Annotated in this window: 9 protein-coding genes; all 9 read right to left on the bottom strand. The window is 65.8% G+C overall.

The window, feature by feature from the left end; genetic code table 11:
- Nucleotides 1-558: 558 nt before the first annotated feature.
- On the bottom strand, nt 559-804 hold the full coding sequence (locus ACQR07_RS15515; RefSeq protein WP_434903146.1) for a hypothetical protein: 246 nt from the start codon (nt 802-804) through the stop codon (nt 559-561).
- On the bottom strand, nt 801-1,931 hold the full coding sequence (locus tag ACQR07_RS15510; RefSeq protein ID WP_434903145.1) for a PepSY-associated TM helix domain-containing protein: 1,131 nt from the start codon (nt 1,929-1,931) through the stop codon (nt 801-803). Before ACQR07_RS15510 ends, ACQR07_RS15515 begins: the two co-directional genes overlap by 4 nt.
- Before the next feature lie 193 nt (nt 1,932-2,124).
- Entirely contained in the window at nt 2,125-3,501 is a 1,377-nt protein-coding gene (locus ACQR07_RS15505) for a sigma-54-dependent transcriptional regulator (protein ID WP_434903144.1), read from the bottom strand.
- On the bottom strand, nt 3,491-5,326 hold the full coding sequence (locus ACQR07_RS15500; protein WP_434903143.1) for a sensor histidine kinase: 1,836 nt from the start codon (nt 5,324-5,326) through the stop codon (nt 3,491-3,493). Before ACQR07_RS15500 ends, ACQR07_RS15505 begins: the two co-directional genes overlap by 11 nt.
- Before the next feature lie 125 nt (nt 5,327-5,451).
- Complete coding sequence (locus ACQR07_RS15495) at nt 5,452-6,774, bottom strand: NAD(P)/FAD-dependent oxidoreductase (protein ID WP_434903382.1); 1,323 nt, start codon at nt 6,772-6,774, stop codon at nt 5,452-5,454.
- 62 nt (nt 6,775-6,836) lie between these two features.
- On the bottom strand, nt 6,837-9,116 hold the full coding sequence (locus ACQR07_RS15490; protein WP_434903142.1) for an NADP-dependent malic enzyme: 2,280 nt from the start codon (nt 9,114-9,116) through the stop codon (nt 6,837-6,839).
- A 69-nt stretch (nt 9,117-9,185) separates the two neighbouring features.
- The gene (locus ACQR07_RS15485) at nt 9,186-10,505 is read right to left on the bottom strand and encodes a dicarboxylate/amino acid:cation symporter (RefSeq protein WP_434869845.1); all 1,320 of its coding nucleotides are present in this window, start codon (nt 10,503-10,505) and stop codon (nt 9,186-9,188) included.
- A gap of 49 nt (nt 10,506-10,554) precedes the next feature.
- Complete coding sequence (lpdA, locus tag ACQR07_RS15480; protein WP_434903141.1) at nt 10,555-12,300, bottom strand: dihydrolipoyl dehydrogenase; 1,746 nt, start codon at nt 12,298-12,300, stop codon at nt 10,555-10,557.
- A 19-nt stretch (nt 12,301-12,319) separates the two neighbouring features.
- Nucleotides 12,320-13,867: a dihydrolipoyllysine-residue acetyltransferase gene (locus ACQR07_RS15475; protein ID WP_434903140.1), complete on the bottom strand. Its 1,548-nt coding sequence runs from the start codon at nt 13,865-13,867 to the stop codon at nt 12,320-12,322.
- Nucleotides 13,868-13,889 lie beyond the last annotated feature (22 nt).

The raw sequence follows: 13,889 nt of genomic DNA, 5'->3' as shown, positions 1-13,889 counted from the left end.
AAATAGCAACTCGGTACGTCGGTGCTCCTAACACACAGGTATTCGGGGGTGACGATACGCGGCATAGAACTCATCTAACGAACGACAGATCCGTCGGCCGCGTCGGCTCAACAGATTGTCGTGACGACGAGATTTTTCTTGTTCGCGCGCTTTGAAGCTTTCAAAAGAAGCGCATGTTGCGCGATAGAGCACCGCGAACCGATCAGACTCAGTCGTCTGATTTCGATCACTCTTGAACTGCTCGACGTCACCTTCGGGATCGCAAGGTAGCAACTAATCATGCGGGCACTATTTGATCAATGTTTGCTTTCAAATGCGCCACACGGTCACCGCGCCGCGCTCCAACTGCAGCCGACGGCGCGATTCTTGTGACTGATCGTTTCCAAGTGGCGATGAGTCTCGTGCACGCTGAGACGACGTGGCAAAGACAAAATCCATTGCCATCGACTCGAGCTGCGCGACTCGATGTCGCGCGAGCCGACGCGTCGCCCGTTGGTTGCGATGAATAGCTTTTGATGAACGAGAATTCGCCGGAATGGCAGCAGCTCGCGTCCGACCTCAGCGCGCGTCGTCCGACGCGGTGCTGGCGGCGCGGATCCAGGGCGTCCCATAGCGGAGCGCCAACAGGATCGGCACCGAAAGTCCGAGCCAGCACAGTCCATCCCATAGGCCGTCGCCGAGCAATCCGAAGACGAGCCCGGCTGCGGCGACGAGGCCGATCAGCAGCGGCGCACGGAAGACCTCCCACACCGAGAGCTGCGCGACGCGTTCCAGCGCAGTGGACGACGTCCTCGACGAACTCATCGCGAGACCGCCATTGGCGCCGCGGAGACGGCGACGCCGGTCACCTTCCGCCTACTGCCCCGTCGCTTCGCGACCCACAGATAGAGTCCGCTGCCCAGCACGATGATCGTGATGACGTCGAGGACGGCCCAGATGATCTTCAGCGGCAGCCCGCCATAGTCACCGAAGTGCAGCGGCCGCGACACCTGCAGCGCGGTCAGGTACCAGGCGAGCCCGGGCGCCACCATCTTGCTGCTGTCGTCGGCGTCGACCAGCACCGGCTTGAACATGCGCGCCGTGAACGGCGTCCGGCCCTTGGTCCAGACCATCACATGCACAGGGCTGCCGAACCGCGTCGTCGTCGGCAGCGTGATGGATGTCACCAGCCGATCCGGATGGGCGCGGCGAACGGCGGCCACGGCGGCCTCGACGGACTTCGGCTCGGCAAGCGGCTTGCCCTGATAGGGCGCGAGCAGCGGCGGCATTGTCTGCGCGCGCCAGAGATCGAACAGCGGCACCGCGAGCGTGTTGATGGTGCCGGTCAGGCCGACCGCGAGCGCCCAGCTCACGGTGACGATGCCGAGCAGATTGTGCCGGTCGAGCCATGTGAGTCGCGCCGAGCGATCCCTGATGGTGCCGAACTGCAGCCGCCGCATGAACGGCCAGTAGACGACGACGCCGGAGACGATGGAGGCGGCAAACACGAGTCCCATAAGGCCCAGAAAGAGCTCGCCGGGCAGGCCCGTGAACATGTCGCGGTGGATGCGCAGGATCACGTCCATGACGTCCTGATGCGGCACCTCCTCGCCGAGCACGGCGGCAGTGCGTGCATCGACCGTCAGGCGATGGAACTGGCCGGGCACGGGAATCGCGGTCGGCGACATCGCAACGACGACTAATGGCTCCGCCTGCTTCAGGCTGACGAACAGCGCGTGCTGCTGCGGAAGCTGCTGCCGGGCCGCCGCGATCAGCCGGTCGAGCGGGAGAATCGGCGTGTCGGAAGGCATCGCCGGCGCGGCGATCTCGTCCTCGAACAGATGATTGATCTCGTCATGAAAGATCAGCGGCAGCCCGGTCAGACACAGCATCAGCAGGAAGATCATGCTGATCAGCGACGTCCACGTATGAACCTGAACCCAAAGCCGCATTGCGCTCGAACCCTTCGCCGAAACCATGTCGTGACATGATCCGACCGTCCGGCAAGAGAAGGGCTGCAGCAAACCGAATTGGTCTAAAGCTGCTGGAATTTATTTAAAGTGGCGCACGCTGGCGCCGCAACTTCCGGAACGGCAAGGTGAATTTCGGCTCGGCGCTCCGTCCCAGTGCTGGCGGTGCAGCCGGTCACGATCCGGTCCTAACAGTCGTGCCCTCGCGGATGCCGTCGACGTTCACCGCGAGCCGCTTGATCTTGTCGTAGAGCGTCTGCTTGGGGATGCCCAGCATGGCGGCCGTCGCCTGCACGTCGCCGAGCTTGCGGCGCAGGGCGTCCTCGATGATCGACCGCTCGATGTTCTCCAGCTGGCGCGGCAACGACGATTCGGAGGATGCGGCCGCCGAGCGGTTGAGCGCCCGGCGGTCGAGCACCCCGAGCACAAAGCGATCGGCGACGTTGCGCAGCTCGCGCACATTGCCCGGCCATGCATAGGTCAGCAGCAGCGACATCGTCGCATCGTCCACGATCGGCGCATCGCGCTCGAAGCGGCGCGCGGCATCGAGGGTGAAATGCTCGAACAGGATCGGAATGTCCTCGCGCCGCTCGCGCAACGGCGGCAGCTCGATGAAGGCAACGCCGAGCCGATAGTACAGATCGGCGCGGAACAGCTTCCGCTCGCTGAGCTCGTAGAGGTTGGCCTTGCTCGCAGCCACCACGCGGCAGTCCACCGCCACCGGCTTGTTGGAACCGACGCGCTCGATCGAACGCTCCTGCAGCGCCCGCAGCAGCTTCACCTGGACGCTGAGCGGCATGCTCTCGATTTCGTCGAGGAACAGCGTCCCGCCATCAGCATATTCGATCTTGCCGATGCGCTGCTTGGTCGCGCCGGTGAACGCACCGGCCTCGTGGCCGAACAACTCGCTCTCGACCAGCGATTCCGGCAGGCCGCCGCAATTCACGGCGACGTAGTTGCCGCCACGCCTGACGCTGTGATTGTGCAGGCAGCGCGCGACGACATCCTTGCCGGTGCCGGTCTCGCCATAGATCGTGACGTCGACATTGGTCGAGGCCAGGTTGGCGACCAGGCGGCGCACCTCCTGGATCTGCGGCGATCGCCCGAGCAGGCTCGCCTCGATGCCCTGGCGGTCGGCCAACGCGGAGCGCAGCGTCCGCACCTCGAGCGTCAGGCGCCGCTTGTCGAGCGCACGGCGTACCACCGAGACGAGCTGCTCGGACGAGCACGGCTTCTCGATGAAGTCATAGGCGCCGTTGCGCATCGCGTCCACGGCCATCGAGATGTCGCCATGGCCGGTGACCAGGATCACCGGCAGGTCGGGATCGAAGCGATGCAGTTCGGACAGCCATTCGGTGCCGCTCTTGCCGCGCAGCCGCACGTCGGAGACCACCACGAACGGCATGTCGGCGCGGACGATCGCGCCCGCCGCCTCGACCGAACCGAATGGCGTGACTGAGAGGCCCGCAAGCTGCAGCGCCTGCACGGCGCCGATGCGCACGTCCTCGTCGTCCTCGACATAGATCACGCCGATCTGCTGCTCAGGATTCATGCGAAGACCCGTTCATTTCTGCTGACGGAAGCAACACGACGAATTCGACGCCGCTCGGTTCGGTGTTCGTCGCGCGCAATTCGCCGCCGAAAGACCGCGCGATGTGATTGGCGATCACGAGGCCGAGCCCAAGGCCCTTGCCGGCCGGCTTGGTCGTCACGAACGGCTCGAACAGGCGCTGCAGCACGTCCGGCGCGATCGCCGGGCCGCTATTGGCGATAGTGATGCGACACTGGTCCGACGACCCATCCTCGCGCACGGCGTGGATCTGGATCATCTTCTGCGCCGCGCCGTCGACCGCGTCGAGCGCATTGGCGACGATGTTGCAGAGCAGTTGCTCGAGCCGGATCTGATCGGCCTTGACTTGGAGCCCCGGTGCGAGATCGACAATCACCTCGACGCCACCGTCCTTGACCCGCGCACCGAGAATGTTGAGCGTTTCCGAGAGCGCCTGCTCCACCGACACGGCGTCGAGCGGCGCGTTGGATTTGTAGGCGAACACGCGCAACTGGCCAGTCAGCCGGCCGAGCCGGCGAACCAGTTCGCCGATGCGCACGAGATTGCCGCGGGCCTCGCCGATCATGCCGCGATCGACGAACTGGACCGCATTGTCGGACGCAGTCTGCAACGCCGCCAGCGGCTGGTTGATCTCGTGCACCATGCCGGCCGACATCTGGCCGAGCACCGCGAGCTTGCCGGCGTGCACGAGCTCGTCCTGCGCGGCCCGCAATTCGGCGGTGCGCTCCTGCACGCGGGTCTCCAGCCGGTCGTTGGCGGCTTCCAGCGCGGCCTGTGACGCCAGCCGCTGCCGGATCTCCCGCCGCCGCTGTGCGAGCAGGCTGAAGACCAGCAGCGCAACGATGCCCGCAAGACCCGACAACGTTCCGATGACCAAGGCAGTTCGCCGGATCGGCGCCTCGTCGTCGAGCACCATCAGCTGCCATTGCCGCCCATTGAGCGGTCGCTCGTCGACACTGTAGATCGCGCCGCGTTCGGTCTCGACCTGCCCGCCACGATCCGCGGCGTCCTTGAAGGTCCAGCCCAGTGGCGCAAGGGCGGAGCTGCCATACGGCTTCGAGGTGGCGATCTCCTCGAGCGCATCGACCGAGAGCTGTGTCAGCGGCCGGAAACGCCATTCGTCGCGCGAGGCGAGAATGGTCACGCCGCGGGCGTCGACCAGAACCATGTCGCTGCCGCGCTTCTGCCACTCGCGCTCGAAGGACTCGAGGTTGACCTTGACCACGGCGACGCCGATCGTGCGTCCCTCCCGCTTGACCGCGTACGACAAATAATAGCCCGCGCGGGCGCTGGTGATGCCGATGCCGAAGAAGACGCCGCGCCCGGTCGCCAGCGCCTGGCGCATATACGGCCGATACGACAGGTTGCTGCCGACCGGTGTGCCCGGCTGGTCGAAATCGGCGGCCGCGATCGCATCGCCGGCGACGGTCAGGACATAGAGGTTATCGGCCCCGGCCAGCAGATTGATCGACTTCAGGTACAGGCTGACGCTTTGCTGCAGGGCTTGATCGTCCGGCGTGCCGAGCAGCCGATAGACGTCCGGCGACGTCTCCAGCAGCGACGGGAGGTATTCGAACCGGGAGAGATGCCCGTCGAGCTGGGCGGCTTCGACCGCCAGCCGCTGTTGGGCCGCGGCGTGCAATTGATCCAATCCGCGCGAGAAGGCGATGGCGTAGCCAACCCACGCCGCCGCGCCGATCAGCGCAAGCGCCAGGACGCCGCGCAGCAGCCACGCCGAACGGCCAGGCCCCACCGCCGGAACGTCCCGCTGCCCCTCGAGGCCGATCCGAATTGGAAGGTCCGTCATCTCCTGAACCTGGCCGCTCAGGCCGTCTCGGGCGGCACCCGCCGCGTTGCCATTTCCGCTGCGAGTCTAAGGCTTTGCCCGGGAATAGGCGACAGGAAATTCGGCCGCTTCGGCCACCGCGAGCGTCAATGCAGCTTCACATGCGGCTCGGTGCGGCGGGTGATCAGGCGCGCCAGCGTGTCGAGGCTCACCTTGGCGAGCCCGTGCAGCGCGTATTCGTGCATCTTGTACAGCGACAGGTACATCATGCGGGCGAACAGGCCCTCGAACACCAGATTGCCGCCGACCAGCGCGCCCATCATCGAGCCGACGGTTGAGAACTCGCCGAGCGACACCAGCGAACCGAAGTCGCGATAGCGGTAGTCACCCAACGGCTCGCCGCGTAGGAAGCGCGGGATGTACTTGTAGAGATGCGACGCCTGCTGATGCGCGGCCTGCGCCCGCGGCGGGACGTTGCCGCGTTCGCCCCACGCACAGGCCGAGCAGTCGCCGATGGCGAAGACACGGTCGTCGCGCGTGGTCTGCAGAGTCGGCTTGACCACGAGCTGATTGATGCGATTGGTCTCCAGCCCGGCGATATCCTTCAGGAAATCGGGGGCCTTCACGCCGGCGGCCCAGACGATCAGCTCGGCCGGAATGATGCGGCCATCGGAAAGGCTCACCTGATTGGCCGAGACCTCGGCCACCTTGGCGCCGACCAGAACCTCGACGCCCAGTCTGGCCAGCAGCTTCTCGGTCTCACGCGAGACCCGTTCGGGCAGCGCCGGAAGCACCCTGCCCGCCGCCTCGATCAACGTGATCTTGATGTCCTTCTCGGCATCGACCTGGTCGAGACCATAGGCCACCACCTCCCGCGTCGTGCGATGCAGCTCGGCCGCCAACTCGACACCGGTCGCACCGGCGCCGATGATCGCGACCTTCAACTGGTGCACGGCGATCGGCGATGACTGCGAATGCGCGCGGATGCAGGCGTTGATCATGCGTTCGTGGAAGCGCCGCGCGTCGCGCTGCGATTCCAGCTTGATGGCGTGATCGACCACGCCAGGCGTGCCGAAATCATTGTTCTGGCTGCCGATGGAGATCACCAGCACGTCATAGGGAATGGTCCGCTGCGGCGTGACCTCGCGCCCCTCGGCGTCGAGATACGGCGCGACCAGAACCTCGCGCTTGTCGCGATCCAGGCCGATCATGTCGCCGATACGATAGTGGAAGCCGTGCCAATACGCCTGCGCGAGATAGTCGACCTCGTGCGCCGAGATGTCCATGCTGCCGGCCGCGATCTCGTGCAGCTTCGGCTTCCAGACATGGGTGCGGTTGCGTTCGACCAGGGTGACGTCGAGCTTGCCCTTGCGGCCGTATTTGTCGCCGAGCCGGGTCGCAAGCTCGAGGCCGCCTGCGCCGCCGCCGACGATCACGACCCGAGGGACTTCCGACTGCGCCACGGCCATCATCAAACCTCCCCAAGTCAGGCCATGCCGCGACGGACGACGCCCGTGTCAGTCCGTCAGCATCACGTCCTCGGCATCACCGCCGCTCCGGCCACCGCAACCGCCGCCATGTTCACGATCCGCCTGACCGTGGACGAGGGCGTCAGGATGTGCGCGGACTTGGCGGCGCCGAGCAGGATGCCTCCCACCGTGAGCCCCTGCCCTGCGGCCATCCTTAGCAGATTATACGAGATATTGGCTGCATCACGATTGGGCATCACCAGCACGTTTGCTGGTCCCTCGAAGCCGGACTCCGGAAACTCGTGCTCGAGGATGGATTGCGAGAGCGCGGCGTCGCCGCGCATCTCGCCTTCGACCGCCAAATCGGGGGCGCGCTCGTGGATGATGGCGCGCGCCTGCCGCATCTTGAGCGCCTCGGGCGCCGCCGAGCTGCCGAAGCTCGAATGCGACAGCAGCGCCACGCGCGGCGTGATGCCGAAACGCTGGATGGCCGCAGCCGCGAGCAGAGCGATGTCAGCGACCTGCTCGGCGGTCGGATCGGCATTGCAGTGCGTGTCGCAGATGAACAGCTGATGCCGGTCGAGCATGAGCATCTGCATGACGGCGAGCGTCGCAACGTCATGGCGAAGGCCGATCACGTTCCGGATCGTGGTGAGATGATCAGATGTCCGGCCGACCACGCCGCACAGCATCGCATCGCCGACACCGCGCGCGAGCAGCAGCGAGGCGAGCACCGTCGCGTTGTTCCGGGTCTCCGACAGCGCCAGCGCCGCGGAGACGCCGTCCCGCTTGCGGCGGGCATGATAGAGTTCGGCGCATTCGGCATGGACTCGCTCGTCCTGCGGATCGATGACCTCGCAATCCTGGCCCGGCTTGAGCCGCAGGCCGAACGCCTTGATCTGCTCCGCGATGACAGCGGGGCGGCCGACCAGCTTCGGCAGCGCCAGCCCCTCGTCGACGATGATCTGCGCGGCACGCAGCACGCGCTCCTCCTCGCCCTCGGCCAGCAGCAGCGACTTGGCCGCGCCCTTGGCGACAGCGAACACCGGCTGCATGGCATTGCCGGAGCGGTAGACGAACCGCGCCAGCTTCGCGCGATAGTCCGCCATGTCGGTGATCGGGCGACGGGCGACGCCGGTGTCGGCAGCGGCCTTGGCGACGGCAGGAGCGATCACCTCGATCAGACGCGGATCGAAGGGTTTGGGAATCAGATAGTCGCGTCCGAACCGCAGTCCCTCGCCCTTGTACGCCGCGGCCACCACCTCCGGCACCTCGGTCATGGCGAGATCGGCCAGCGCATGCACGGTGGCGAGCTTCATCTGATCGTTGATCGTGGTCGCGCCGCAGTCCAGCGCGCCCCGGAAGATGAAGGGGAAGCAGAGAACGTTGTTGATCTGGTTCGGGAAGTCGGAGCGCCCGGTGCCGATGATCGCATCGGGGCGCACCGCCAGCGCGTCCTGCGGCATGATCTCCGGCGTCGGATTGGCCATGGCGAAGATCAGGGGATCACGCGCCATGCGCTTGACCATGTCCGGCTTCAGCACGTTGCCGGCGGAGAGGCCGAGAAAGATGTCGGCGCCTTCGATGATGTCGCCGAGCGTCCGCGCCGAGGTCTCGACCGCATAGCGCGCCTTGTTGTCGTCCATGCCCTCGGCACGGCCGGCATAGACGACCCCGAACACGTCGCTGACGATGATGCGCTCGCGCGGCAGGCCGAGGCTGACGATGAGATCGAGGCAGGCGAGCGCGGCGGCGCCGGCGCCCGAGCACACCAGCCGGACCTGGCTGATATCCTTCTTCACCAGCTTGAGCCCGTTCAGAATCGCCGCGGCAACGATGATCGCAGTGCCGTGCTGATCGTCGTGGAACACCGGGATCTTCATCCGCTCGCGCAGCTTCTGCTCGATGTAGAAGCACTCCGGCGCCTTGATGTCCTCGAGATTGATGCCGCCGAAGGTCGGCTCCATCCGCGCGATGGTGTCGATCAACGCGTCCGGATCGGTCTCCGCGAGCTCGATGTCGAACACATCGATGCCGGCGAACTTCTTGAACAGGCAGGCCTTGCCTTCCATGACCGGCTTGCCGGCGAGCGGCCCGATATTGCCGAGGCCGAGCACGGCCGTACCGTTGGTGACGACGGCGACGAGATTGCTGCGCGCCGTCAGCTCATCGGCCTGCGACGGATCCGCCGCAATGACCAGGCATGGCTCGGCCACGCCGGGCGAATAGGCCAATGCGAGGTCGCGCTGGGTCGCCATCGCCTTGGTCGGCACCACCTGGATTTTTCCCGGCGTCGGCAGGCGATGATATTCGAGGGCGGCGTCTTTCAGGTCCCGGTCCATCGTGATCCTCGAAGTCGCGTGCGTGTGGCGGGAGCCGGGGCTGGCCGTGCCAGCCCCGGATGATCAGTACTAGCCGGTGGTGACGGCGACTTCGATGTCCGACGGATCGATGTCGCGATCGAGCGCGGCGCGCAGCTTGTCGCGGTCGAGCTCGCCTTCCCACCAGGCGACGATGACGCAGGCGACACCGTTGCCGCACAGGTTCGTCAGCGCACGGCACTCGCTCATGAACTTGTCGATGCCGAGCACGATCGCCATGCCCGGGACGAGCTCCGGCCGGACCGCGGCGAGCGTGCCGGCGAGCGTGATGAAGCCTGCACCGGTGATGCCAGAGGCGCCCTTCGAGGTCAGCATCGCGACCAGGAGGATCGTGATCTGCTCGCCGAAGGACAGGTGCACGTTCATCGCCTGGGCGATGAACAGCGTCGCCAAGGTCATGTAGATGTTGGTGCCGTCGAGATTGAACGAATAGCCAGTCGGAACCACGAGGCCGACGACGGGCTTGGAGCAGCCGAGACGCTCGAGCTTCTCCATCATCTGCGGCAGCGCGCTCTCGGACGACGAGGTGCCGAGCACGATCAGGAGTTCGTCCTTGATGAACTTCAGGAACTTGAAGATCGAGAAGCCGGCGATGCGGGCGATGATGCCGAGCACGACCACGACGAAGGTGAGCGCCGTGAGGTAGAACGTCGCGATGAGGCCGGCGAGATTGCCGAGCGCCTGCGGGCCGTAGCGACCGATGGTGAAGGCCATGGCGCCGAACGCGCCGATCGGGGCGGCCTTCACGACGATGGCGATGACGCCGAAGATCGCGTGCGCCGCGTCGTCGATGAAGGCGCGCATCGTGTGGCCGCGCTCGCCAAGGCTCATCAGCGCGATGCCGAACAGAATCGAGAACAGCAGCACCTGCAGGATCTCGCCCTGCGCGAACGCGCCGACCACCGTGTCAGGGATGATGTGGAGCACGAAGTCGACCGACTTCATCTCGCTCGCCTGCTTGGCGAAGTTGGCGACCGCCGCGGCGTTGCTCTGGCCCTGGAAGCCTGCCCCTGGCTGGATGAAATTGCCGACGATCAGCCCGAGCGCGAGCGCGAAGGTCGAGACGACCTCGAAATAGATCAGCGCCTTGACCGCGACGCGGCCGACCTTCTTGACCTCCGAGACATGGGCGATGCCCGATACAACGGTGCAGAAGATGACGGGTGCGATCACCATCTTGATCAGCTTGACGAAGCCGTCGCCGAGCGCCTTGATCCAGTCGTTCTTGGCGAACTCCGGCCAGAGCCAGCCGACGATGACGCCGAGCACGATGGCGACCAGGACCTGAACATAGAGGACCCGGTAGAATGGTTTTTTCGGTGCGGCGGCCGCGGTTGGGGTTGCAGACATCGTCTCTTCTCTCCCTGGTCTCAGTCAGTCTACGTCTTGTTTCGTTCGCCTACTTCCGCTTCTGCGGCGGCAGGTCGGTGCAATGCCCTTCGAACACTTCGGCAGCCATGCCGATGGATTCGCCGAGCGTCGGATGCGGATGGATGGTCTTGCCGATATCGGCCGGCTCGCAGCCCATCTCGATGGCCAGGCAGATCTCGCTGATGAGATCGCCCGCATGGGTGCCGACGATGCCGCCGCCGATGATGCGGTGGGTCGTCGCATCAAACAGCAGCTTCGTAAAGCCCTCGTCGCGGCCATTCGCGATCGCGCGTCCGGACGCAGCCCACGGGAATACCGCTTTGCCGAACTTGATGCCCTCGGCCTTGCACTGCTCCTCGGTCTTGCCGGCCCAGGCGACCTCGGGGTCGGTGTAGGCGACCGAGGGAATCTGCCGCGCGTCGAAGTAGGACTTGTCACCATGCGCGGCCTCGGCCGCAACATGCCCCTCGTGCACCGCCTTGTGCGCCAGCATCGGCTGCCCGACGACGTCGCCGATGGCGAAGATGTGCGGCACGTTGGTGCGCAGCTGCCTGTCGACGTCAATGAAGCCCCGGTCGGTGACCGCGACGCCAGCCTTCTCGGCACTGATCTTCCGGCCGTTCGGGCTGCGCCCGACCGCCACCAGCACGAGATCGTAGAGCTGCGGACCGGCCGGCGCCTGCTCGCCTTCGAAGCTCACCTCGATGCCGGCGTCGGTGGCCTTTGCGCCAACGGTCTTGGTCTTCAGCATCACCTTGTCGAAGCGGCGAGCGTTGATCTTCTCCCAGACCTTGACGAGGTCGCGGTCGGCGCCCTGCATCAGGCCATCGAGCATCTCGACCACGTCGATACGCGACCCGAGCGTCGAATAGACCGTCGCCATCTCCAGCCCGATGATGCCGCCGCCAATCACCAGCATCCGCTTCGGAATCGACTTCAGCTGCAACGCACCGGTGGAATCGACGATGCGCGGATCGTCGGGGAGGAACGGCAGCTTCACCGCCTGGCTGCCGGCGGCGATGATCGCCTTGGCAAACCGGATCGTGGTCTTGCCGCTGGCCGTCGTGACCTCTAGATGGTGCGGATCGACGAAGTGGCCGACGCCGGTCACGACCTCGACCTTGCGCGCCTTGGCCATGCCAGCGAGGCCGCCGGTGAGCTTCTTGATGACGCCGTCCTTGAACGCGCGCAGCTTGTCGAGGTCGATCTGCGGCGCGCCGAACGAGATGCCGTGATCGGGAAGATGCTTGACCTCGTCGACGACAGCAGCCGTGTGCAGCAGCGCCTTGCTCGGGATACAGCCGACGTTGAGACACACGCCGCCGAGCGTGGCGTAGCGCTCGACCAGCACGGTCTTCATGCCGAGATCGGCGGCGCGGAATGCCGCCGAGTAGCCGCCCGGGCCGGCGCCCAGCACCAGCATCTCGCAGTCGATGTCGGCCTTGCCCGTGTAGGAGGACGCGACCGGCGCGGGCGCTGCAGTTGCCGCCAGCGGCGGCGCGACCGGAGCCGGCGCCGGGCTGGCGGCTGCACCGGTCGTCTCCAGGCTGAGAATGACCGAGCCCTCGCTGACCTTGTCGCCGGCCTTGATCCGGATCTCCTTGACGGTACCGGCATGCGACGACGGGATCTCCATCGACGCCTTGTCGGACTCGACGATGATCAGGCTGGTGTCGACGGCGACCGTCTCCCCCGGCTTCACCAGCACCTCGATGATGGCGACCTCCTTGAAGTCGCCGATGTCGGGCACCTTGACGTCGATCAGCTGAGCCATGCCGTTCTCTCCTTCAGTCTCAGAACAGCACGCGCCGGAGATCGGCGAGCACGTTGGCGAAGTGGACGTTGAAGCGGGCGGCGGCGGCGCCGTCGATGACGCGGTGGTCCCAGGATAGCGACAGCGGCAGGGTCAGCTGCGACGTCCAGGTCTTGCCGTCGCTCGAATGCTGCTTCCAGTAGCCCTTGCAGACGCCCATGATCGCGACCTCGGGGGCGTTGATGATCGGCGTGAAGTAGATGCCGCCGATGCCGCCGAGCGAGGAGATCGAGAACGTGCCGCCCTGCATCTGGTCCGGCTTGATCTTGCCTTCGCGCGCCAGCTTGGCGAGTTCGTTCATCTCCTTGGCGATCTCCGGGATCGACTTCTTGTCGGCATCGCGGATCACCGGCACCATCAGGCCGTTCGGCGTGTCGGCGGCGAAGCCGATGTGCCAGTAGTTCTTGTAGACCAGCGTATCGCCGTCGAGGCTGGCGTTGAACTCGGGGAATTTCTTCAAGGCGGCGACCGCCGCCTTCACCATGAACGGCAGCAGCGACAGCTTGACGCCGCTCTTCTCCAGCTCCTTGTTCATCTTGACGCGGAACTGCTCGAGCTCGGTGATATCAGCCTCGTCATGGGTGGTGACGTGCGGAATGACCACCCAGTTGCGATGCAGATTGGCGGCCGAGATCTTCTTGATGCGGCCGAGCTCCTTGCGCTCGACCGGACCGTACTTTGCAAAGTCGACCTTCGGCCACGGCAGCAGATCGAGGCCGGCGCCTCCGCCTGTGCTCGCGGCTTGCGGCTTGGCCGGCGTGGCGCCCTTGGTCTCTCCCTTGGCAAACGCCTCGACGTCCTCGCGGAGAATCCGGCCGTGATTGCCGGTGCCCTTCACCTTGCCGATGTCGACGCCGAGCTCGCGCGCGAGCTTGCGGACGGCCGGACCGGCATAGGCCAGCGCGAAGGCGCCGTCGTCGACCGCGGCCGCCACAGGAACAGCGGCTGCAGGCGCGGCTGGCGCAGGCGCCGGCGCGCTCACGACCGCAGTCGCCTCGCCCGTCGCCAGCACCAGGATGATCGCGCCCTCGCTGACCTTGTCGCCTGTCTTGACCTTCAGCTCGCGCACGGTGCCGGACAGCGGCGCCGGCACCTCCATGGTCGCCTTGTCGGATTCCAGCGCAATCAGCGGATCCTCGGCCTTCACGGTGTCGCCCGGCTTGACGAAGATCTCGATGACCGGAACGTCCTTGAAGTCGCCGATGTCGGGCACGCGCACTTCGGCGACACCGGCCGGCGCGCTCACCGGCGATGGCGGCGCGCTGACGACGGGACGCGCCTCGGCCTGCGCGGCGCCGGCATCCTCGAACTGCAGGATCACGGCGCCTTCGCTTACCTTGTCGCCGATCTTGACGACAATGGCCTTGACGACGCCGTCGCGCGGCGACGGCACTTCCATCGTCGCCTTGTCGGATTCCAGCGCGATCAGCGGGTCTTCCGCCTTCACGCGGTCGCCCAGCTTGACGAAGATCTCGATCACCGGGACGTCCTTGAAGTCACCGATATCGGGTACTTTGATTTCAGTCATCGCTCTATCCTCGGCCGGCTGC

Origin of the sequence: Bradyrhizobium sp. HKCCYLS20291, assembly GCF_051167715.1 — a bacterium.
GTDB lineage: Bacteria > Pseudomonadota > Alphaproteobacteria > Rhizobiales > Xanthobacteraceae > Bradyrhizobium.
The sequence above is the reverse complement of the archived record's forward strand: the minus strand, read 5'-3'. Positions and strand labels throughout refer to the sequence as shown.

Coding starts and splice junctions, on each gene's coding strand:
- ACQR07_RS15515 (WP_434903146.1), bottom strand. CDS start 804: ATGAGTTCGTCGAGGACGTCGTCCACTGCGCTGGAACGCGTCGCGCAG.
- ACQR07_RS15510 (WP_434903145.1), bottom strand. CDS start 1,931: ATGCGGCTTTGGGTTCAGGTTCATACGTGGACGTCGCTGATCAGCATG.
- ACQR07_RS15505 (WP_434903144.1), bottom strand. CDS start 3,501: ATGAATCCTGAGCAGCAGATCGGCGTGATCTATGTCGAGGACGACGAG.
- ACQR07_RS15500 (WP_434903143.1), bottom strand. CDS start 5,326: ATGACGGACCTTCCAATTCGGATCGGCCTCGAGGGGCAGCGGGACGTT.
- ACQR07_RS15495 (WP_434903382.1), bottom strand. CDS start 6,774: ATGGCCGTGGCGCAGTCGGAAGTCCCTCGGGTCGTGATCGTCGGCGGC.
- ACQR07_RS15490 (WP_434903142.1), bottom strand. CDS start 9,116: ATGGACCGGGACCTGAAAGACGCCGCCCTCGAATATCATCGCCTGCCG.
- ACQR07_RS15485 (WP_434869845.1), bottom strand. CDS start 10,505: ATGTCTGCAACCCCAACCGCGGCCGCCGCACCGAAAAAACCATTCTAC.
- lpdA (WP_434903141.1), bottom strand. CDS start 12,300: ATGGCTCAGCTGATCGACGTCAAGGTGCCCGACATCGGCGACTTCAAG.
- ACQR07_RS15475 (WP_434903140.1), bottom strand. CDS start 13,867: ATGACTGAAATCAAAGTACCCGATATCGGTGACTTCAAGGACGTCCCG.